Annotated in this window: 22 protein-coding genes; 15 read left to right on the top strand and 7 right to left on the bottom strand. The window is 73.5% G+C overall.

Translation table 11 applies throughout. From position 1 onward, the window contains the following. The 3 genes from JWR81_RS30085 to JWR81_RS30095 all read left to right on the top strand — a co-directional run. The coding region (locus JWR81_RS30085) for a hypothetical protein (protein ID WP_297660588.1) at positions 1-631 on the top strand (631 nt) is incomplete at its 5' end. A gap of 112 nt (positions 632-743) precedes the next feature. Continuing rightward, positions 744-1,535 (top strand): purine-nucleoside phosphorylase, encoded by a 792-nt coding sequence (locus JWR81_RS30090; protein WP_297660591.1) that lies wholly within the window; start codon positions 744-746, stop codon positions 1,533-1,535. A 46-nt stretch (positions 1,536-1,581) separates the two neighbouring features. After that, on the top strand, positions 1,582-3,219 hold the full coding sequence (locus JWR81_RS30095) for a phospho-sugar mutase (protein WP_297660637.1): 1,638 nt from the start codon (positions 1,582-1,584) through the stop codon (positions 3,217-3,219). Here the strand turns inward: JWR81_RS30095 and JWR81_RS30100 are convergent. Continuing rightward, the gene (locus JWR81_RS30100; protein ID WP_297660594.1) at positions 3,203-3,946 is read right to left on the bottom strand and encodes a GDSL-type esterase/lipase family protein; all 744 of its coding nucleotides are present in this window, start codon (positions 3,944-3,946) and stop codon (positions 3,203-3,205) included. The two genes, JWR81_RS30095 and JWR81_RS30100, sit on opposite strands and share 17 nt — an antisense overlap. Before the next feature lie 83 nt (positions 3,947-4,029). Here JWR81_RS30100 and JWR81_RS30105 point away from each other — a divergent pair, with 83 nt between their 5' ends. Beyond that, positions 4,030-4,491, top strand: a complete 462-nt coding sequence (locus JWR81_RS30105; RefSeq protein WP_297660596.1) for a flavodoxin family protein — start codon at positions 4,030-4,032, stop codon at positions 4,489-4,491. An 8-nt stretch (positions 4,492-4,499) separates the two neighbouring features. Next, the gene (locus tag JWR81_RS30110) at positions 4,500-5,099 is read left to right on the top strand and encodes a TetR/AcrR family transcriptional regulator (RefSeq protein WP_297660599.1); all 600 of its coding nucleotides are present in this window, start codon (positions 4,500-4,502) and stop codon (positions 5,097-5,099) included. On the opposite strand, the gene upp is transcribed toward JWR81_RS30110, so the two are convergent. After that, positions 5,096-5,719, bottom strand: a complete 624-nt coding sequence (gene upp, locus JWR81_RS30115; RefSeq protein WP_297660602.1) for a uracil phosphoribosyltransferase — start codon at positions 5,717-5,719, stop codon at positions 5,096-5,098. The two genes, JWR81_RS30110 and upp, sit on opposite strands and share 4 nt — an antisense overlap. Before the next feature lie 51 nt (positions 5,720-5,770). Then, positions 5,771-6,682, bottom strand: a complete 912-nt coding sequence (locus JWR81_RS30120) for a haloalkane dehalogenase (protein ID WP_297660605.1) — start codon at positions 6,680-6,682, stop codon at positions 5,771-5,773. Positions 6,683-7,273: 591 nt separating this feature from the next. Between JWR81_RS30120 and JWR81_RS30125 the strand changes: the two genes are divergently transcribed. The 7 genes from JWR81_RS30125 (at position 7,274) to JWR81_RS30155 (ending at position 13,931) form a co-directional block, all read left to right on the top strand. Next, positions 7,274-7,510: a hypothetical protein gene (locus JWR81_RS30125; protein ID WP_141279019.1), complete on the top strand. Its 237-nt coding sequence runs from the start codon at positions 7,274-7,276 to the stop codon at positions 7,508-7,510. Between the two features lie 177 nt (positions 7,511-7,687). Beyond that, on the top strand, positions 7,688-8,638 hold the full coding sequence (gene deoC / locus JWR81_RS30130) for a deoxyribose-phosphate aldolase (protein WP_297660641.1): 951 nt from the start codon (positions 7,688-7,690) through the stop codon (positions 8,636-8,638). Beyond that, positions 8,635-10,083: an aldehyde dehydrogenase family protein gene (locus JWR81_RS30135; protein WP_297660644.1), complete on the top strand. Its 1,449-nt coding sequence runs from the start codon at positions 8,635-8,637 to the stop codon at positions 10,081-10,083. The genes deoC and JWR81_RS30135 overlap by 4 nt, the downstream gene beginning before the upstream one ends. A gap of 77 nt (positions 10,084-10,160) precedes the next feature. Continuing rightward, positions 10,161-11,252, top strand: coding sequence for a CE1758 family FMN-dependent luciferase-like monooxygenase (locus JWR81_RS30140; protein ID WP_297660607.1), 1,092 nt, complete (start codon positions 10,161-10,163; stop codon positions 11,250-11,252). Further along, positions 11,239-11,751, top strand: coding sequence for a MarR family winged helix-turn-helix transcriptional regulator (locus JWR81_RS30145; protein ID WP_297660610.1), 513 nt, complete (start codon positions 11,239-11,241; stop codon positions 11,749-11,751). Before JWR81_RS30140 ends, JWR81_RS30145 begins: the two co-directional genes overlap by 14 nt. 45 nt (positions 11,752-11,796) lie before the next feature. Further along, the gene (locus JWR81_RS30150) at positions 11,797-12,681 is read left to right on the top strand and encodes an aldehyde dehydrogenase family protein (protein ID WP_297660613.1); all 885 of its coding nucleotides are present in this window, start codon (positions 11,797-11,799) and stop codon (positions 12,679-12,681) included. A gap of 35 nt (positions 12,682-12,716) precedes the next feature. Next, the gene (locus tag JWR81_RS30155) at positions 12,717-13,931 is read left to right on the top strand and encodes a primosomal protein (RefSeq protein WP_297660616.1); all 1,215 of its coding nucleotides are present in this window, start codon (positions 12,717-12,719) and stop codon (positions 13,929-13,931) included. A gap of 4 nt (positions 13,932-13,935) precedes the next feature. Here JWR81_RS30155 and JWR81_RS30160 read toward each other — a convergent pair whose 3' ends face one another. After that, positions 13,936-15,036 (bottom strand): adenosine deaminase, encoded by a 1,101-nt coding sequence (locus tag JWR81_RS30160; RefSeq protein WP_297660619.1) that lies wholly within the window; start codon positions 15,034-15,036, stop codon positions 13,936-13,938. A 159-nt stretch (positions 15,037-15,195) separates the two neighbouring features. Between JWR81_RS30160 and JWR81_RS30165 the strand changes: the two genes are divergently transcribed. Beyond that, positions 15,196-16,263 (top strand): PA containing protein, encoded by a 1,068-nt coding sequence (locus JWR81_RS30165; RefSeq protein WP_297660623.1) that lies wholly within the window; start codon positions 15,196-15,198, stop codon positions 16,261-16,263. Between the two features lie 258 nt (positions 16,264-16,521). Here JWR81_RS30165 and JWR81_RS30170 read toward each other — a convergent pair whose 3' ends face one another. The 3 genes from JWR81_RS30170 to JWR81_RS30180 form a co-directional block, all read right to left on the bottom strand. Continuing rightward, on the bottom strand, positions 16,522-17,793 hold the full coding sequence (locus JWR81_RS30170) for a thymidine phosphorylase (RefSeq protein WP_297660627.1): 1,272 nt from the start codon (positions 17,791-17,793) through the stop codon (positions 16,522-16,524). Positions 17,794-17,862: 69 nt separating this feature from the next. Further along, positions 17,863-18,255, bottom strand: a complete 393-nt coding sequence (locus JWR81_RS30175; RefSeq protein WP_297660647.1) for a cytidine deaminase — start codon at positions 18,253-18,255, stop codon at positions 17,863-17,865. A 49-nt stretch (positions 18,256-18,304) separates the two neighbouring features. Further along, complete coding sequence (locus JWR81_RS30180; protein ID WP_297660630.1) at positions 18,305-19,438, bottom strand: BMP family ABC transporter substrate-binding protein; 1,134 nt, start codon at positions 19,436-19,438, stop codon at positions 18,305-18,307. Between the two features lie 251 nt (positions 19,439-19,689). Between JWR81_RS30180 and JWR81_RS30185 the strand changes: the two genes are divergently transcribed. Beyond that, positions 19,690-20,775 carry a BMP family ABC transporter substrate-binding protein gene (locus tag JWR81_RS30185; protein WP_297660633.1) on the top strand — a complete coding sequence of 362 codons (1,086 nt, stop codon included), beginning with the start codon at positions 19,690-19,692 and terminating at the stop codon, positions 20,773-20,775. 83 nt (positions 20,776-20,858) lie between these two features. Further along, positions 20,859-21,035, top strand: a 177-nt coding sequence (locus JWR81_RS30190) for an ATP-binding cassette domain-containing protein (RefSeq protein ID WP_297660650.1), incomplete at its 3' end; no start/stop codon positions are given.

The following is a 21,035-nucleotide window of genomic DNA, read 5'->3' on the forward strand; positions in this document are numbered from 1 at the left end:
CGGCGCGCCCAGGCCGGCGCCGAGCCCCGCAACCGTGGCGGCGCCGGTCCACCGCACGAGCCGGGCGCTGGAGAAGCACCCGCCGCAGGGCATGGCCGCGGTGGGGCTGGCGCTGGCCGGAGCGGCCGTGGTGATCGTCGGCGTCGTGGGCGGGTGGACGGCCACGCGCGCGCTCGGCGGGCAGTCCCCGCTGACGACCGTGAACGTCACCACCACGAGCGACGCCACGGCCTCCCACCGCGACCCGATGGGCTTCACGATGCCCGTCCCGCAGGACTGGACCGAGTACCGCGCCGACCCCGTGGCGGACCAGCCCGCGGTCAGCTTCATCAGCCCGGACGGCACGGAGGCGCTCACGGTGTCGCGCGCGGCGTCCGTCGACGCCGCCGCCACCGTGGGCGACGGCTCCACCGTGCTCCTGCTGGAGCCCCCAGCCCCCGTGGCCGGCGCGCAGGCCGGGGCCACACAACTGTCGTACGGCACCGACGTCCGCACGTCGTGGCGGCGGATCGTCCCCGTCGGGCCGACCGTGTGGACGATCACGCTGACCGTGCCCACGGCCGCTGCGGGATCGCGGTCCGCCGACCTGTTCGACGAGCTGGCCGGCGGTTTCGCCGCCACCGCGACCTGACGCGACCCGCCCGACCGGGGCCGTAGGCTGCCGCGCATGACCGCCGACGCACTCGCCGCCGCGGAGGCGGCATCATGACCGCCGACGCACTCACCGCCGCGGAGGCGGCGTCATGACCGCCCCGGGCTCCCCCGCCGCTGCCGCCGCTGCGATCGCCGAGGCCACCGGCGTCGCCTCGCATGACGTCGCCGTCGTGCTGGGGTCGGGCTGGCGCCCCGCCGCCGACCTCATCGGCGAGCCGGCGCACGAGCTCGCGATGGCCGATCTTCCCGGCTTCCTCATCCCGACCGTCAGCGGTCACAGGGGGACCATCCGCTCGGTGCCGGTCGGCGAGCGCCGCGTGCTCGTCCTGCTGGGACGCACGCACCTCTACGAGGGCCACGGCGTCGACGCGGTGGCCCACGGCGTGCGCACCGCCGCGGCGGCGGGCTGCCGCACGGTCGTGCTGACGAACGCCGCGGGCGGTATCCGCGAGGGCATGGGTGTCGGTGACCCGGTGCTGATCTCCGACCACCTCAACCTGCTCGCCACCTCCCCGCTCGTCGGTCCGCGCTTCACAGACCTCACCGACCTGTACTCGCCGAAGCTGCGCGCGCTGGCCCGGGAGCTCGACCCGACGCTCACCGAGGGCGTCTACGCGGGCGTGCCCGGCCCGCACTTCGAGACGCCGGCCGAGATCCGCATGCTGCGCGGGCTGGGCGCCGACCTCGTGGGCATGTCCACCGTGCTGGAGGCCATCGCGGCGCGCGCCGAGGGCGTCGAGGTGTTGGGGCTGTCGCTCGTGACGAACCTCGCCGCCGGCATGACGGGCGCGCCGCTCGACCACCACGAGGTGCTCGCGGCGGGCGCGGCGTCGGCGGGGCGGATGGGCGGTCTGCTGCGCGAGCTGGTCGCGCGGTCGTGACGGGGACGTGGCCGTGAACCTGGCCCCTGCCCTGCGGGATGCGGCGATGCGCTGGATCGCCGACGACCCCGACCCCGCCACGAGCGACGAGCTGATGCGCGTGCTGGCGGGCGCCATGGCCGGCACGCCCGGTGCCGCCGACGAGCTCGCCGACCGCATGGCCGGGATGCTCCGGTTCGGCACGGCCGGCCTGCGCGGACCGGTGCGGGCCGGGCCCGCGGGCATGAACGTGGCGGTGGTGCGCCGGGCGACGGCCGGGCTGGCGGCCTGGCTCGGACGCGGGGGTGACCGGAGCCCGCGTGAACCGCAGGCGGAACGCGCATCGACGCTCGTCGTCGTCGGCCGCGACGCCCGCCGCGGCTCCGAGGCGTTCTGCGCGGCCGCGGCCGAGGTGCTGGCCGGCGCCGGGTTCAGCGTCCGCGTACTGCCCGCGCCGCTGCCAACGCCCGTGCTGGCGTTCGCCGTCCGCGAGCTGGGTGCGGTGGCCGGCGTGCAGATCACGGCGTCGCACAACCCGCCCGCCGACAACGGCTACAAGGTCTACCTCGCCGACGGCGCGCAGCTCGCTCCACCCTCGGACGCCGAGATCGAGGCGGCCATCACCGCGGCGCCGCCCGCTGTCTCGGTGCCCACCGCTGCCACGGTGACCCCGGTCGACGTCACCGAGGCCTACCTCGACCGCCTCGGGCGGCTGCCCCGCGGCACCGCCCGCACGCTCCGCATCGCCCTCACGCCGATGCACGGCGTCGGCGGCGAGACCGCGGTGCACGCGCTGCGCAGGGCCGGCTTCACCGACGTGCACGTCGTCGCGTCCCAGGCGGCGCCCGACCCCGGCTTCCCGACGGTCGCGTTCCCCAACCCGGAGGAGCCCGGCGCCACCGACGCGCTGCTGACACTGGCCGCGGAGGTGGACGCCGATCTCGCGATCGCGCTGGACCCCGACGCCGACCGCTGCGCGCTGGCCGTCCCCACCGCGGTGACTGCCGCTACCACCGGCGGGCGGGCAGGCTGGCGCATGCTCACCGGCGACGAGACGGGCGTGCTGCTGGGCGACCATCTGCTCCGGTCCGGCGGCTACACCGATCCCCTCGTGGCCACCACCGTCGTCAGCTCGTCGATGCTGCAGTCCGTCGCCGCCGCGCACGGCGCCCGCTACGCCGAGACGCTCACCGGCTTCAAATGGATCGTCCGCGGCGGGCCGGGCCTGGTCTACGGCTACGAGGAGGCGCTCGGCTACTGCGTCGACCCCGGCACCGTGCGCGACAAGGACGGCATCGCCGCCGCCGTGGTGGCCTGCGACCTCGCCGCCACGCTGAAGGAGGCGGGCCTGGGGCTGCCCGACCGCCTCGACGAGCTGGCCGTGGCCCACGGCGTGCACGCCACCCGGGGCGTCTCGCTCAGGCTCGAGCCTGCCGCCCGCGACGCGGTGGTCGAGCAGCTGCGCGCGTCACCGCCCGGGGGGTGGTCGGCCGAGCGCCCGGCGCCGGACGTGCTGGTGCTGCGCCGCGGCGGCGAGCGGCTCGTGATCCGGCCGTCGGGCACGGAGCCGAAGCTGAAGGCGTACCTGCAGGTGGTGGAGCCGGTGGCCGACGCGGCCGTCCTGCCCGCGGCGAGGACAGCAGCGGCTGCCCGCCTGGACGCCCTCGACGCCGAGGCGCGGACCCTGCTCAGTGGCGGGCCCTGAGGTAACCGCGGATCTCCCGATCCCACAGCGCCGCGATCTTGCGGTAGCCGGCGGCGTCGGGATGCAGGCCGTCGAAGAGGTCGGCGGGCCCCAGCAGCGCCGACGTGTCGACGAACGTCACGCCCTGCCCCGTCGCCCGGTGCCTCGCCACCACGGCCGCGGCCAGCCGCGCGTACTCGGCGCGGGCGGGCAGGCGTTTGCGCAGCGGGGCCCAGACCCCCGCGACGACCACGTGGGCGGGCGAGGCGGTGCGGATCGTCGTGAGCATCGTGTCGAGGCGCCGGGCGGTGGCCGCGGCGCCGGCACCGGTGTTGAGGTCGTTCGTGCCCACCTGCAACAGCACGATGTCCGGGCGCTGGCGCGTCACCCAGCCGGCGACGTAGGGCTGCATCCGGGCCATCGTCCAGCCGCCGTGGCCCTCGTGGTCGCGGTCGGGCACCGAGGGCGGCCCCGACCGCTGGGAGCCGACCATGTCGTAGGCGATGCCGTCGCGGGTGAGCATGGCCTCGAGCGGGCCGCGGTACCCCGCGGTGGCGGGGCTGCCGGCGCCGACCGTGCTGGAGCTGCCCATCGGCATGATCCGCAGGGGCCACCCAGCGGTGCCCGGCGTCGCGGGCGCGGACGCCAGTGGGGCCTGAGCGGTGTCGGCCCGGACGCCGAACACGACGGTGAGGACGACGGCGACGGCACCGAGCACGACCCCGGCCCGTTCCGCTGCTGCGTGCATCCCACCCCCCAACGTCCGGCGATGGGATCGGTCCGCCGGACCCCGTTGTTACCCGTCGAGCATCCGGGCGGCAGCATGGCTCCGTGGCCCGGCTCCTGATCGTGCACCACACGCCGTCACCCGCGACGGCGGAGTTGTTCGACGCGGTGGTGAGCGGTGCGTGTCACCCCGACATCTCGGGGGTCGAGGTGGTGCGCCGGGCGGCGCTGGCCGCCACCGCGTCCGACCTGCTCGCCGCCGACGCGGTGGTGCTCGGGACGCCCGCCAACATCGGCTACATGTCCGGGGCGCTCAAGCACTTCTTCGACACGGTGTTCCACGTCTGCGCCGACGACACGCGCGGCCTGCCCTACGGCCTCTACGTGCACGGCAACCTCGATCTCTCCGGCGCCGTGCGGTCGGTGGAATCGATCGCGGCCGGGATGGGGTGGCGCCGCGAGGCCGCCGTCGTCGAGGTGCTCGGCGCCCCCGACAAGGCCGCCCTGGAGGCCTGCTCGGAGCTCGGCGCGGTGCTCGCCGCCGCGGTCATGGACATCGCGGGTTAGCCTGCGGCATGGCTCGTCCGAAGATCCACGACGAGAAGTTGCGTGTGCACCTGTTGCACCGTGCGGGCGAGATCGTCTCCGCGGACGGACTCACCGGCCTCAGCCTCCGGGCCCTGGCCCGCGACTGCGCGACGTCCACCACGGCCGTGTACGCGCTCTTCGGCGGCAAGGACGGGCTGCTCACGGCGCTGTTCGACGAGGCGTCCGAGCGGTTGGGGCGGCACCTCGCCGCCGTCGGTCCCGGTGACGACCCGCTCGACCACGTGGTGCGCACCGGGCTCGCCTACCGGGAGAGCGCGCTGGCCGACCCCCACCTGTTCACGTTGATGTTCGGCGAGCCGACGCTGCTCTCGCCCACCGCTCGGGCCAGGACGGTGGCCGGCACCGCGCTCGGGCCGCTGCGCGAGGCGGTGGACCGCGCCGTGGACGAGAAGGCACTGCGGCCCGACACCGACTCCGCCACCGCGTCCGTGACGCTCTGGACCACCGTGCACGGCTGGGCCACGCTGCAGCTGCGCGGGCTGCTGCCGCCCGGCGCCGCCGACCGCCTGGAGTCGGCGCTGCGAGCTGTCCTGGAGGGATGGCGGCCCGAGCCGCTGGAGAGCTAGACGGCCCCGAACTGCCGGTCTCCCGCGTCGCCCAGGCCGGGGACGATGTAGGCGGAGTCGTTGAGCCGCTCGTCGATGCTGGCGGTGAGCACCCGCACCGGCAGCCCGCTCGTCTGCAGGTGCGCGACGCCCTCCGGCGCGGCGAGCGCGCAGATCGCCGTGACGTCGGTCGCACCGCGCTCGGTGAGCAGCCGGATGGTGTGCGCCATCGACCCGCCGGTGGCCAGCATCGGGTCCAACACGAACACCGGGCGGCCCGTCAGCGACTCCGGCAGCGACTCCATGTACGGCGTCGGCTGGTGGGTCTCCTCGTTGCGCGCGATGCCGACGAAGCCCATCTGCGCCTCGGGCATCAGGGCCTGCGCGGCGTCGACCATGCCGAGGCCGGCACGCAGCACGGGTACCAGCAGCGGCGGGTTGGCCAGGCGGTACCCGGTGGTGCGCGCGACGGGGGTGAGCAGCGGCGCGGTGGCCTCGGACGCGTCCCGGGTGGCCTCGTAGATCAGCATCAGGGTGAGGTCACGGAGGGCGGCGCGGAACGCGGCGTTGTCGGTGCGCGCATCACGCATCGTGGACAGCCGGGCCCTGGCCAGTGGGTGGTCGACGACGCGGACATCCATGGCGCAGAGGCTAGCGTCCTGCCACCGCGATCCCGTGCGGCGACGGCCGGGTCAGCCGGCCGCCGTCCGGAACCGCACCACGGCGGCGGCCAGCTCGGGGCCGGCGTCCTCCTGCAGGAAGTGGCCGGCACCGGCGATCGTCGGGTGCTCGCGGCCCGCGGCACCCGGCGCCGTCCCGCGCAGGATCGGCTCCATCGCCGCCGTGATCGGGTCGCCGTCGCTGAACGCGCAGAGGAACGGCAGCTCGAGCTTCGCGAGCACCGCCCACGCGGCGCGGTTGGCCTCCGTCGCGGGGTCGTCGGGGCGCGTCGGCACGAGCAGCGGCATCGCCCGTGGGCCGGCCTTGGACGTCTCGTCGGGGAACGGGGCGTCGTAGGCCGCGCGCACCTCGGGGGTGAACCGCGTGCGGCACCCCGACTGCACCAGCCGCGCGATGTCCAGCTGCGGCGCCTTCTCGACGGCGCGCCGGAACTCCCACCACACCGCGGGCATGTCGACGTCGCCCGTTGGCAGGCCGGTGTTGGCGGCGACGGCCGCGGCGAACCGGTCCGGGTGCTCGGCCAGCAGCCGCAGCCCGATCAGGCCGCCCCAGTCCTGCCCGACGAGCGTGACGTCGCGCACGTCGAGCACGTCGAAGGCGAGCGACCTCAGCCACTCGACATGCCGCGCGTAGCTGTGGTCGCTGATCTCCGTGGGCTTGTCGGAGCGGCCGAACCCGACGAGGTCCGGCGCCACCGCCCGGAACCCGGCACCGGCCAGCACCGGGATCATCGTCCGGTACAGGAACGACCAGCTCGGCTCGCCGTGCAGGAGCAGCACCACCGGCCCGTCGGCGGGCCCGTCCTCCACCCACGCCATCCGCAGCGTGCCGCCGTCCTGGTCGGGGACGTCGCCGTATCGGGGCGGGAACGCGAAGCCGGGGAGGTCGGCGAACCGCGCGTCGGGGGTGCGGAGGGTGCGCATGGTCGGATCCTGACACCCCGATGCCGGTCGTGCGCGGATATCGCGGTCGCGTCGGGCAGCCTGCATGCTCTGACGCTCACTGCAGCGGGAGCGGGGGCTGCAGCCACCACGGCTCGTCCGTCGCCTCGACGGCCACCGCCCACTTGCCGGACCGGGGTAGGGCCGGAACCCGCCGATCGCGGGCAGCAGCCGGCTCGCGACGGCGAACAGCGCCAGCACGGTGAGCGCCAGACTGATCACCTTCCGCGACCGCCCGGGCCGTCGCAGCCCCGACGAGCGATCCGGACCTTCGCCCGAACGACGAGGAGAAGCCCCAGACCGGACGCTCCGTCGACCGCCTCAAACCACCGTCGAGGCGGGCGCGCAACCCACGGTGAACGCGAGCCCGCCACTGGCCGTAGTGATCACTAAGAGTGCCAGCAGCGTCGCATCGAGCGGACGGGCCCACCGGATTCATGCGCTCACCGTCCCGAAACTGCACCATCAGTGATCAACAGCCATATTCACCCTGACCCGAACGGGTGGTCTGCCACAAACAGTGTCACGCCGGAGGCCCCGCCGACGCTGTACTAGTGACAAGGAGGTGATCCGGTGCCGGAGAACACGACTTCTGACGAGGCGACGCTGGTCGCTGCAGCAGAGAAGCTCACACAGTGCGACGGATACGTCGTGCTCGCTGTGGACCCCCAGACCGGCGAGGTCGACGCCCACGGGCCGTTCGACGGTCTCACGGCGACCATCAAGGCCGACCAGTTGCGGCGCGATTTCGACCGCGGCGGCCTCGAGGACGTCACGGTCGGCGTCGTCCGACTGCACAGCTCCACCTGATCCACCCGAGGTCCCCCGCCCCGGACGTTCCAGCGCATCGCCACCGCCCGCCGCCCCTCCCGCGCGGCGGGCGACGCGCTGCTCGGGCCGCCTCGGGCGTCGCTCCCAGGCGGATGGACGGTGCGTCCCGAACGCGTAGTCTCGGCGTCCGTGACCACGACCGTCCCCGCCCAGCGCATCGGTGCGCCCGGCTCCGGAGGCCTCGCCGACGTCGGCCGTGACGAGGCGTCGCTGCGCCGCTTCCTGTACGGCCTCCCGGGCGTCGACCAGGTGGGTCTGGAACGCCGGTCGGCCGTCCTCGGCACGCGCAGCATCAAGGCCGGCTCCAAGATGCAGGCCATCGACATGGCCGTCTCGATGATCGACCTCACGACGCTCGAGGGCGCCGACACCCCCGGCAAGGTGCGGTCGCTGTGCGCCCAGGCGATGCGGCCCGACCCCGACTACCCGGACGTGCCCGCGGTCGCCGCGGTCTGCGTCTACCCCGACCTCGCGGGCGTCGCCGTCGAGCGGCTCGCGGGCAGCGGGGTGGGTGTCGCCGCCGTCGCCACGGCGTTCCCCTCCGGACGGTCGTCGCTGCCGGTCAAGCTCGCGGACACGGCGCTCGCCGTGGAGGCAGGCGCGTCCGAGATCGACATGGTGATCGACCGCGGCGCCTTCCTCTCCGGCCGCTACGGCCAGGTGCACGACGAGATCGTGGCCGTCAAGCAGGCCTGCGGGAGCGCCCACCTGAAGGTCATCCTGGAGACCGGCGAGCTCGCCGGGTACGACGACGTGCGCCGCGCGTCCTGGCTCGCGCTGCTCGCGGGCGCCGACGTCATCAAGACCTCCACCGGCAAGATCTCCCCGGCCGCCACGCTGCCGGTGGTGCAGCTGATGCTGCTGGCCGTGCGCGACTGGCACCGCGCCACCGGCGAGCGGCGCGGCGTCAAGGCCGCCGGCGGCATCCGGTCGGCCAAGGACGCGATCAGGCATCTCGTCGCCGTCAACGAGGTGGCGGGCCCGGAGTGGCTCACGCCCGAGCTGTTCCGCTTCGGCGCGTCGTCGCTGCTGAACGACCTGCTCCGGCAGCGCCGCACGCAGCTCGAGGGCCGCTACTCGGGCGCCGCCTACATCGGGAGTGCCTGATGGCCTGGGAGTACGCCCCCGCTCGCGAGTCCGCCGCGCTCGCGAACGTGGCACCGAGCTACCGGCCGTTCGTCGACGGGACGTTCGTCGACGGTGGCGGTGAGCCGCTGAAGACGGTCAACCCCGCCACGGAGGAGGTGCTGGCCGAGGTCGGCACCGCGTCGGCGGCCGACGTGGACCGCGCCGTGGCCGCCGCCCGCAAGGCCTACGAGACCACGTGGGGCCCGATGCCGGGCGCCGAGCGGGCCAAGTACCTGTTCCGCATCGCGCGGATCGTGGCCGAGCGCAGCCGCGAGCTGGCCGTGCTGGAGACGCTCGACAACGGCAAGCCGATCCGCGAGTCCCGCGACGTCGACGTGCCCACCGCCGCCGCGCACCTGTTCCACCACGCGGGCTGGGCCGACAAGCTCGAGCACGCCGGGCTGGGCGCCGGGGCGGGTGGGCAAGGGCCCAAGCCGCTGGGCGTGGTCGGGGCCGTGATCCCGTGGAACTTCCCGCTGCTCATGGCGGCCTGGAAGATCGCGCCCGCGCTGGCCACGGGTAACACGGTCGTCCTCAAGCCCGCCGAGACCACTCCGCTCACCGCGCTGGTGCTGGCCGAGATCGCCGCCGAGGCGGGGCTGCCTCCGGGCGTGCTCAACGTCCTGCCGGGCGCCGGCGACATCGGGTCGGCGCTGGTCGGCCACGAGGGCCTCGACAAGGTCGCCTTCACCGGCTCCACGGACGTCGGCAAGGAGATCCAGCGCCGCCTCGCAGGCACCGGCCGGCGCCTGACGCTGGAGCTGGGCGGCAAGGCCGCCAACATCGTCTACGACGACGCCGCACTCGACCAGGCCGTCGAGGGCGTCGTCGACGGCATCTTCTTCAACCAGGGTCACGTCTGCTGCGCGGGCTCGCGGTTGTTGGTGCAGGAGTCGATCGCGGCGGAGTTCGAGGAGCTGCTGCACGCGCGCATCGCGACCCTGCGTGTCGGCGACCCGCTGGACAAGAACACCGACGTCGGCGCGATCAACTCCCGGGCCCAGCTCGACCGCATCGTCGACCTCGCCGCGGCGGGCGACGCCGAGGGCGCACAGCGCTGGACGAGCCCGTGGCCGCTCCCGGAGAAGGGCCTGTTCTTCCCGCCCACGGTGTTCTCCGGCGTCGAGCAGACGATGCGCGTGGCCCGCGAGGAGATCTTCGGGCCGGTGCTGTCGGTGCTGACGTTCCGCACACCCGAGGAAGCCGTCGCGAAGGCCAACAACACGCCCTACGGCCTGTCGGCCGGGATCTGGACCGACAAGGGCTCCAAGGCGATGTGGACGGCGCAGCGCGTGCGCGCCGGGGTGGTCTGGACCAACACCTTCAACAAGTTCGACCCCACCTCCCCCTTCGGCGGCTACGCCGAGTCCGGCTTCGGCCGGGAGGGCGGCAGGATCGGGCTGGAGGCCTACCTCGACGCCTGAGGTGGTTGCGGGAACAACCAGCTGGGGGGTGACGTTCTGGCCCTTGTACATGCAAACGCATGGACGGGGAGGGCAACATGCAGATCGGGATCTTCAGCGTCGGCGACGTCACCACCGACCCGACGGACGGCACCACGCCGACCGAGCACGAGCGGATCAAGGCGATGGTCACCATCGCCGAGCACGCCGAGGCGGTCGGACTGGACGTCTTCGCCACCGGCGAGCACCACAACCCGCCGTTCGTGCCGTCGTCCCCGACGACGCTGCTGGGCCACATCGTGGCCCGCACCGAGACGCTGACGCTCTCGACGTCCACCACGCTGATCACCACCAACGACCCGGTGAAGATCGCGGAGGACTACGCGATGCTGCAGCACCTGGCCGACGGCCGCGTGGACCTCATGCTCGGCCGCGGCAACACCGCGCCGGTCTACCCGTGGTTCGGCAAGAACATCGGTGACGGCGTCGAGCTCACCGTCGAGAACTACCAGCTGCTGCGGCGGCTGTGGGACGAGGACGTGGTCGACTGGGAAGGGAAGTTCCGCACTCCCCTGCACGGCTTCACCTCCACCCCGCGCCCGCTCGACGGCATCGCGCCGTTCGTCTGGCACGGCTCGATCCGCACCCCGGAGGTCGCGGAGATCGCCGCGTACTTCGGCGACGGGTTCTTCGCCAACAACATCTTCTGGCCCCCGTCGCACTACACGCGGCTGATCAACCTCTACCGCCAGCGGTTCGAGCACTACGGGCACGGCCGCGCCGACCAGGCGATCGTCGGGCTCGGTGGGCAGTTCTTCATGCGGAAGAACTCGCAGGACGCGTGGAACGAGTTCCGCCCGTACTTCGACAACGCCCCCGTCTACGGCCACGGCCCGACGATGGAGGACTTCACCACCGACACGCCGTTGACGGTGGGCAGCCCGCAGGAGGTCATCGAGCGGACGCTGACGTTCCGCGAGCACTTCGGCGACTACCAGCGCCAGCTGTTCCTCGTCGACCACGCCGGTCTGCCGCTCAAGACGGTGCTGGAGCAGCTCGACCTGCTCGGCGAGATCGCCCCGACGCTGCGCAGGGAGTTCGACGCGCTGCGCCCGGCCGGGGTGCCGTCCGACCCGCCCTCGCACGCGAGCCGGCTGGCGGCGCGGGACGCCGACCGTGCCGCTGCCTGATGTGAGCGGCACCCGCGCAGCGGTGGGCTCCTGGGAGGCGCTCTTCCGCGCCCAGGTGACACTGCTGCGCAGGCTGGCCGACGACGACGTCTGGCAGCCGATCAGCATGCGCGAGTACGACGTGTTGTTCACCCTGAGCCGCTGCCCGGCGGGGAGTGCGCGCCTGCACGAGCTGAACCGGGAGATACTGCTGAGCCAGCCGTCGCTGTCGCGGATGGTGGAGCGGCTGGAGGCGAGCGGGTACCTGACCCGCGAGTCCGACCCCGCCGACCGCCGCGGCACGGTCGCCGTGCTCACCGACGCCGGGCGGGCGATGCAGCGCCGGATCGGGGCGCGGCACGCCGCGAGCATCCGCCGCTACGTCGGCACGGCCCTCGACGAACACGAGCTCGCCACGCTGGCCGAGCTCTGCGACAAGCTGCGCACGGCCCAGACCTCGATCCCCCACGGTCGGGCGGTGACGACGACGTCGGGAAGCGACGACGACGTCGGGCAGTGACGACGACACCGCCGGGACCCGCGCGGCGCCCGTAAGCTCGTCGCCGTGACCCTCTCCGCAGCCGTCGACGGCCGCCTCGGCGTCGCCAAGACCTTCAAGCTCTACGTCGGCGGGGCGTTCCCGCGCTCGGAGTCCGGGCGCAGCTACCCCGTGGCCGACGCGAAGGGCCGGCTGCTCGCCCACGTGGCACTGGGTTCCCGCAAGGACGTCCGCGACGCCGTGAGCGCCGCCCGCTCGGCGTTCGGCGGCTGGTCGGGCGCCACGGCGTACAACCGCGGGCAGGTGCTCTACCGCGTGGCGGAGATGCTGCAGTCGCGCCACGACGCGTTCGTCGACGACGTCGTCGCCGCAGAAGGCATCACGCGCAAGCGCGCGGGCACGAGCGTCGACGCCGCGATCGACCGCTGGGTCTGGTATGCGGGCTGGACCGACAAGCTCTCCTCGGTGCTCGGTTCGGTGAACCCCGTGGCCGGGCCGTTCGTCAACTGGTCCACGCCCGAGGCCACCGGAGTGGTCGGGGTACTGGCGCCGCGGTCGTCGTCGCTGCTCGGGCTGGTGGACGTGCTGGCGCCGGTGCTCGCCACCGGAAGCACGGCCGTGGTCGTCGCGTCCGAGAGCAGGCCGCTGCCCGCCGTCGGGCTGGCCGAGGTGCTCGCCACGTCCGACGTCCCGGGCGGGGTCGCGAACATCCTCACCGGACGCACTGCGGAGCTCGCGCCGTGGCTGGCCGCGCACGCCGAGGTGCAGGGACTCGACCTGGCCGGGGCGCCCGAGGAGCTCGCCGCGGAGCTGGAGCGCACGGCTGCCGGCACGGTGAAGCGCGTCCTGCCGCGACCGGCGGCGGAGGCCGACCACACGCGGGTCCCGGGCACCGCCCGGCTGCGCGCGTGGACCGAGATCAAGACCGTCTGGCACCCCGTCGGCCGCTGAGCCTGCCGTCCGGGAAGGCGTCTACTCTCGCCGCCGTGGCCAGCGACATCGTCCCGATCCAGCTCTCCCTCACCGAGGGCGACCTCGTCACGCTGTGGGCCCCGCGGTGGCGGGAGGACGGCGAGGAGTGGGAGGCGTTCCTCGGCGACGACGACGCCCTGTTCGCCTTCCCCGAGGTCACCCAGCTCGCGGCGTTCGTGCGCACCGCCGACGACCACGACCTCATCGACCACCCCGCGTGGTCGGTGGTGCCGGACCTGACGGTCTCCGAGCTGACGCCCGAGGAGACGCAGCGCTACGACATCGTCGGCGTGCCGGAGCTGGCCGCCGAGGACGCCGACACCTGGACCATCGGCGAGCTCGCCGAGATCACCGACATGGTGCGGTCCATCGCCGACGTCTGCGACCTCGACGTCGTCACCGAGGTGCTCGACTCCGCCCCCGGGTTCGGGCTGCTGCGCCAGGGCACGTTGCCGTTCGTCGGCCGCGAGGGTGCCCGGCTGTGGACCCAGCTCGTGGAGGTCATCGCCGAGCGCTGGGACGACGTGATCGATGCGCTCGACGACATGGTCGACACCCCCGAGGTCGACGCGGCAGCGCTGGGCGCGGCGGAGAAGGAGGCCGCGCTCGTCGCGGACTCGGCCGACGAGTCGCTCGTCACCGGCGGTGACGAGACCGACGAGAGCGACGCGCCTGCCGGCTTCTGGGAGGAGGTCGGCATCGACCCGATCCGCATCACCACCAGCGACGGCGACTGCGTCACCCTGCGCTGCTACCTCGACGACGCCCCCGTCTTCCTGGGCACGAAGGGCACCATCGAGGCGTTCCCGACCGAGCGCGCGCTGGCCCGCTGGATCGCCGAGGACGGCGCCGAGGGCCACGACCTCACCGCCGCGTCCACCTGGTCGGACGTGGTCGAGCGGGCCGGGGTGGGGGAGCTGGAGGTCGAGGTCGACACGCTCAACTCCTACACGCTCACCGGCCTGGACGGCGACCTCGCGGCGGGCACCACCGCTGTCGACGGTGCCCAGCTGGAGCTGGCCTCCGAGCTGCTCCTCGACGTGGGCGAGTGGGCCGAGGACGACGAGCCGCGCGAGGCACTGGCCGACTCGGAGTCGCTGGGCTGGCTCGTGTCGTTCATCATCAAGCCCGACCCGACGCGGCTGGCCCCGAGCCCGCCCTTCGACGCCGAGGCCGCCCGCTGGCGCGAGCTGGCGGACGCCCTCCAGGCGCGCCTGCACGTGAACTGAGAACTCAGGCCGACAGCGCCGCGTAGCCGGGCTTGATCACGTCGTTGATGAGGGCGAGCCGCTCGTCGAAGCCGAGGAACGCCGACTTCATCGCGTTGACGGTGAACCACTGCAGGTCCGACCAGTCGTAGCCGAAGGTCTCCGCGAGAGCCGTCATCTCGCTGGTCATCGACACGTCGGACATCAGCCGGTTGTCGGTGTTGACCGTGACCCGGAAGCGCAGCCTGCGCAGCAGCCCGATCGGGTGCTCGGCCAGCGACGGCGCCGCGCCCGTGTGCACATTGGACGTCGGGCACATCTCCAGCGGGATGCGCATGTCGCGCACGTACGCGGCGAGCAGGCCCAGCTCGGGGGTGCCGTCGTCGGCGATCGTGATGTCGTCGACGATGCGCACACCGTGCCCGAGCCGGTCGGCGCCGCACCACTGCAGCGCCTCCCAGATCGACGGCAGCCCGAACGCCTCGCCCGCGTGGATCGTGAAGTGGGCGTTCTGCTGACGCAGATACTCGAACGCGTCGAGGTGGCGGGTGGGAGGGAACCCCGCCTCGGCGCCGGCGATGTCGAAGCCGACCACGCCGACGTCGCGGTAACGGACGGCCAGGTCGGCGATCTCGCGGGAGCGCGCGGCGTGCCGCATGGCCGTCAGCAGGCAGCCCACCCGGATCCGGCGGCCCTGCTCGGCGGCCCGGGCCGTGCCCACCCGGAAGCCCTCGAGCACCGCCTCCACCACCGCCTCCAGCGCCAGCTCCTCCTCCACGTGGAGCTCCGGGGCGAAGCGCACCTCGGCGTAGACGACGCCGTCGGCCGCGAGGTCCTCGGCGCACTCGGCGGCCACGCGCACCAGGGCGTCGGCCGTCTGCATCACGGCGACCGTGTGGCCGAAGCCCTCCAGGTAGCGCACGAGCGACCCCGAATGCGAGGCGGCGAGGAACCACCGGCCCAGCTCCGCGGGGTCGGTGCTCGGGAGCAGCCCGTCGTCGCCCGCGGCGGCCGCCAGCTCGACGACGGTGGCAGGGCGCAGCCCGCCGTCCAGGTGGTCGTGCAGGAGCACCTTGGGCGCGTCGCGGACGGTCTCGGCGTTCAGCGGCACGGACACGGGCGTCACGCTAGAACACCAGGCCCACGCCGTCCCTGGTGGGCGCACCGGACTGCTCCGAACGGGTCAGGGCGTCCAAACGGGGAGCCGCGGACGGGTGATCCACAGCGCTCGCTACTCTCTGTGGTGCCCGTTCCGTGTCCGGCTCAGAGGAAGCTCCCCGCCGCCATGAGCAATGACTCTCTCTCGTTCGACCGCATGCGCGGCATGCTCACGCGTGCCGCGGAGATCCGCGACAGCGAGCAGCAGCAGATCTTCGACTCGCTCGACGAGATCCACGCGCGGCTCGCTGCCCTCGACGCCTTGGGCACGGTGCGTAAGCGCCTCACCGAGCTCCCCGACCGCACCGAGGTCAGCGTCCTCGCCGAGCGCCTCGACGAGACGGTCGCGAAGCTCGACGCCCAGGACGCCACCCTCACCGCCGTGGCCCGCGCCATCGAGTCGCTGCCCGACAAGCTGGCCAAGCCGTTCGCCCAGCTCGACGGCCGTCTCGACGGCATGGCCGGGCGCATGGAGGGCATCTCGGGCCGGATGGACGGGCTCGACGACCGCCTCGGCGGCCTGCACAAGCGCCTCGACGACCTCGACAACCGCCTCGACCGCCACGAGATGCGCCTCGACGCGATGCCCTCCTCGGTGGGCACGCCCATCAAGGAGCGCATCGACAACGTCGAGCGCAGCGTCCGCGAGCAGCTCGACGCCGCCACGCACTCCTTCGAGGAGACCGGCGAGGGTCTGCGCAACCTGCTCGGCGACACCAGCGTCGGCCTGCACCGGCGCCTGGAGGACCTGGCGGGCCGCCCGGCCGTCGACCCCACCGAGCCGCTGGACGCCCTCGCGCAGCGCCTCGAGTCGCTGGCCTCGCGCCTCGACGGCGTGGTCACCCGCCTCGACTCCCTCGAGGAGGGCTTCGGCGGCAAGCTCGGCGAGATCGGCGGCACCATCGACGAGCGCCTCGGCCGCCTCGACGCCGCGCTGGTCGAGCGTCCCGACACGAGCTCGATCAGCAAGCTGGTGGAGCGGGCCAACCAGGACTCCGAGCAGCGCAACGCCAACCAGCTCGACGAGGCGATGGCCACCTTCGCGGAGCTCATCCTGGGCCGTGGCGCCCAGGTGCAGGCGCCCCCGCCGCCGCCCCGTCCGGCCGCCCGCCGCGGGCGCGCCAAGGTCTCGGTGAAGAGCTCGAACGGCGCCAGCGCCGCCGACACGGTCACCGACGACCCCGACGACGACTGACGATCCGTCGGCCCGATCAACCGGCTCAGCCCGGTCCGCACCTCAGCGGGCCGGGCTTCGTCGTGTCCGGAGGATCTTGCGTTCCCCCACCGCCGTCCGGCTGTGGTAAGGCAACCCCGGCGCCACCGCCGACGCCCGGCTGGGCTTCCCCGCCGCGCTGAGCGGCCCTACGGAGCTGCCCGCGGCGATCCCGGCTGGTGGCCAGGGCGGCGGCGCTCCCGGGATGCCGCTGCGAGCACGACGCCGCCTGAGCCCGTGTCAGGCGCGGATCGTGTCCAGCAGCAGCTCGGGGCGGGGCCGCGGCTCGTCGGCGACCGTCAGGCCGCCCTCCAGGGCCGCACGGGCTCCCGCGACGGCGTCGGGGGTGTCGGTGTGCAGCTCGAGGACGGGTTGCCCGGCCTCGACCTTCTCGCCCGGCTCCACGAGCAGCAGCACGCCCGCGCCGGCCTGCACGGCGTCCTCCTTGCGCGCCCGGCCCGCGCCGAGCCGCCACGCCGCCACCCCGACGGCCAGCGCGTCGAACCCGACGACCCCGGCCCGCTCGGCCACCACCGGCTCGACGTGGGACGCCACCGGTAGCGCGGCCGACGGGTCACCGCCCTGCGCGGCGATCATCCGCTCCCACACCGCGTAGGCGGCGCCGGAGGCGAGCACCTGCGCGGGGTCCACGCCCGCGATCCCGGCCAGCGTCAGCATCTCCCGGGCCAGCGCCACCGTCAGCGCGACGACGTCGGCGGGGCCGCCGCCGCGCAGCACCTCGACCGACTCGGCCACCTCCAGCGCGTTGCCCACCGCGCGTCCCAGCGGCACGGACATGTCGGTGAGCAGCGCCGTGGTGGCGAGGCCGTGGGCGGTGCCGATGCGCACCATGGTCGCGGCCAGCTCGCGGGCCCGCTCGGGCGTCTTCATGAACGCCCCCGACCCGACCTTGACGTCGAGCACCAGCCCGCCCGTGCCCTCGGCGATCTTCTTGCTCATGATCGAGCTGGCGATGAGCGGGATCGACTCGACGGTGCCGGTGACGTCGCGCAACGCGTAGAGCTTGCGGTCGGCCGGGGCGAGCGTCGGGGTGGTCGCGCAGACGACGGCGCCGACGTCGGCCAGCTGAGCGGCGATCTCCTCCAGCGACAGAGATGCGCGCCAGCCCCGGATCGACTCGAGCTTGTCCAGCGTGCCGCCGGTGTGCCCGAGCCCGCGCCCGGACAGCTGCGGCACCGCCGCCCCGCAGGCCGCGACGAGCGGCGCCAGCGGGAGCGTGATCTTGTCGCCGACGCCGCCGGTGGAGTGCTTGTCCACCAGCGGACGGCCGATGTCCCCGAACGACAGCACCTCGCCGGAGTCGATCATCGCCTGGGTCCAGCGGCTGATCTCGTCCGGCTCCATGCCGTTGAGCAGGATCGCCATGGCGAGCGCCGCCATCTGCTCGTCGGCGACGTCGCCGCGGGTGTAGGCGGCGAGCACCCAGTCGATCTGGTCGTCGGTGAGGCGGCCGCCGTCGCGCTTGGCGGTGATGACGTCGATGGCAGTCATGCCGCCTCCGCGGGAAGAAGCACGTCGGCGGTCATGACGCCGCCTCCGCGGGAAGAAGCACGTCGGCGGTCACGGAAGGTCCTCGGGCCCGAAGGCATCGGGCAGGATCTCGCTGAGCGGCAGGATCCCGCGCGGGGTGTCGAGCAGGCAGTCGGGCCCACCGAACTCGTAGAGCACCTGGCGGCACCGGCCGCAGGGCATGAGCAGCTCGCCGGTGCCCGACCGGCACGCGACCGCGGTGAACCGGCCGCCGCCGGTCAGCCGCAGCTGCCCCGCCATCGTGCACTCGGCGCACATCCCGAGCCCGTAGGAGGCGTTCTCGACGTTGCAGCCGGTGACGACCCGGCCGTCGTCGCAGAGGGCGGCGGCACCGACGTCCAGGTGGGAATAGGGGGCGTAGGCCGAGCCGGCCGCGGTGACGGCGGCCGCGCGCAGGGCCGCCCAGTCGAGCTCTCCGTGCATGGCCGTCACGATCTCACGTCCTCCGGCCGCTGCTCCGCACCCGACTCCGTCACGAGGCCGGCGTGGTGCTGACCTTGACCGTGCCCCTCACGATCGCCGTCTCGTAGGCCTGGAGATCGGGCACGATGTCGTCGATCCGGCCGCCGGACGTGGCGTAGCCGACGCCGCCCTCCTCGACGCCGAAGCGGGTGGGCAGACCGGCGACGTCCCCGGAGGCGACGGCCTCGACGTAGTCGCGGACGGCGACGTCCGCGTGCTCGAGCGCCGAGGTCAGGATCGCCGACCGGAAGGCCGCGGAGCCGGCGGCCGCGTACTGGTCGGAGACGGCACCGATGGCCAGGTCCCCGGTCGCCCGCGCCGCCTGGAATACGCCCCGGGAGGCGTCGCCCGCCGCCGCGTAGACGATGTCGGCGCCACCGCCGAACTGGCGGTGCGCCATGTCGGCGGCCACCGCCGCGGCGGCCGGTCCGCCGGAGCGCCCGACGTACCCCACGTCCATCCGGATGCCGGGGGCGACCGCCCGAGCCCCCTGGACGTAGCCCGCCTCGGACTTCTGCTCCAGCGGTGTCTCGGCTCCGCCGACGAAGCCGATCCGGCACGTCATGGTCTTCAGAGCGGCGGCCGCGCCGACGAGGAACGAGGCCTGCTCCTCGGCGAACACCAGCGCGGTGACGTTCGGCAGGATCACGGAGTCGTCGTCGACGATCGCGAAGCGGACGTCGGGGTGCGCGGCCGCGACGGCCTGCACCGCGCCGGCGTACGCGGCCCCGACGGCGATGACGGGGTCGTGGCCCTCGGTGACGAGCCGGGCGAGGCGTGTCGTCCGCGTGGCGTCGGTGTCGGCGGCCGACCCGGTGACCTTCGTGGTGCTGCCGGCGGGAAGACCGAGATCCACGGCGGCCCGGCCCAGCCCCGCGCCGACGGCGGCGTCGAGCGGTCCGCCGTCGAGGGCGACACCGATCGCGAGCCGCGCGGCGTCCGCCCTCGGGAGGGCGGACGGCGGAAGGGACGGGGTGGCCGGAGGCGTGGTCCCGGCGCTGATTCCCGTGGGCGTGCGGTTCCGGGCGCAGGCCGCGTCGGATCGCGTCCCGGTGCCGGCGGCACAACCCGCCACCCCGCCCGCCACCACGAACGCGGCGGTCAGCACGGCGGCCGCCCGCACCAGGCCTCGGTTGGTCCGCACCGGGGAACGCCTCCTGTCCGCGTCGGCCCGATCGGGAGGGACGACGACGGCGGCGACGGTAGCCGACGCCCGGCCCGGCCCGTGCCGGTCCCGGGTCCACTCCTCGGCGTGACGAAGAGTGACATCCGGCGTCCACGATCCGGCGGTCGCGCGCTCCGCAACGATCAGATGACATCCGCCGCAGCGCAGTGACCGTCCCAGCCCCAGGGATTAGCGTGTCGATTTCCGAAGATCCCGAAGAGGAGTCAGCCTTGGCCGCTTCACGTGGAGTGACGATCGGTGTGCTCGCCGTGGTGAGCGCGCTGGCGCTGACCGCTTGCGGCAGCAGGCCTGCCGACAGCACGGCAGCGCCCTCGGCCGGTGGCGGCGCGGCGTTCAACGCCTGCATGGTGCTCGACACCGGTGGCGTGGACGACAAGTCCTTCAACCAGTCCTCCTATGCGGGGATGGAGGCGGCGGCGAAGGCCGGCCCGAACATCAAGATCTCGTACGTGCCGTCGAACACGGCCAACGACTACACGCCGAACCTGCAGGCCGAGGCGAACAAGAAGTGTTCGACCACGATCGCGGTCGGCGGCCTGATGGCCGACAACGTCAAGGCCGTCGCCACGGCCAACCCGACGCTGAAGTTCGCGGAGGTCGACAGCGCCGCCAGCGGGCCGAACGTCTACGGCATGCAGTTCAACACCGCCCAGGGCGGCTTCCTCGGCGGCTACCTCGCGGCCGGCATGACCAAGACCGGCAAGGTCGCCACGTGGGGCGGGCTCAACATCCCGCCGGTCACGATCTACATGGACGGCTTCTGGGAGGGCGTGCAGTACTACAACGCCCAGAAGGGCAAGACCGTCCAGGTGCTCGGCTGGGACGAGGGCAACCAGAAGGGCGGCACGTTCGCGGGCAGCTTCACCGACCAGAACAAGGGCCTGCAGATCAGCCAGACCTTCGTCCAGCAGGGTGCCGACGTCATCTTCCCGGTGGCCGGCGGTGCGGGTCTCGGTGCCGGCGCGGCGGCGCAGTCGTCGGGCGGCAAGGCCAACGTGATCTGGGTCGACACCGACGGTTGCGTGTCGGCGTCGCAGTACTGCCAGTACTTCATCAGCAGCGTCACGAAGAACCTCTCCGGCGCGGTGCAGACCTACCTGACCCAGGCCGCGGGCGGCACCTTCCCCACCGGCAACTACGTCGGTGACCTGAAGAACGACGGCACGGGCCTGGCGCCGTACCACGACTTCGAGTCGAAGGTCCCCGCCGAGCTCACCACCGAGATCAACCAGGTCAAGGCCGACATCGTCTCGGGCAAGATCGCCGTCAAGTCCCCGAGCCAGCCGACCAGCTAGCACGGCGCGAGGCGCTCACCGTCAGCGAGGGAGAGATCGCCAGACTCTCCCTCGCTGAAGTTTCTCGCTGTCGATGGGAAGGCATCCGCGTGAAGCTGGAGCTCCGTGGGATCACCAAGCGGTTCGGCTCGCTGACCGCGAACGACGCTGTCGACCTCGTGGCCGAACCCGGCGAGATCCACGCCCTCCTCGGTGAGAACGGGGCGGGCAAGAGCACGTTGATGAACGTGCTCTACGGCCTCTACCAGCCCGACGAGGGC

Source organism: Pseudonocardia sp., assembly GCF_025965585.1.
Classification (GTDB): Bacteria; Actinomycetota; Actinomycetes; order Mycobacteriales; family Pseudonocardiaceae; genus Pseudonocardia.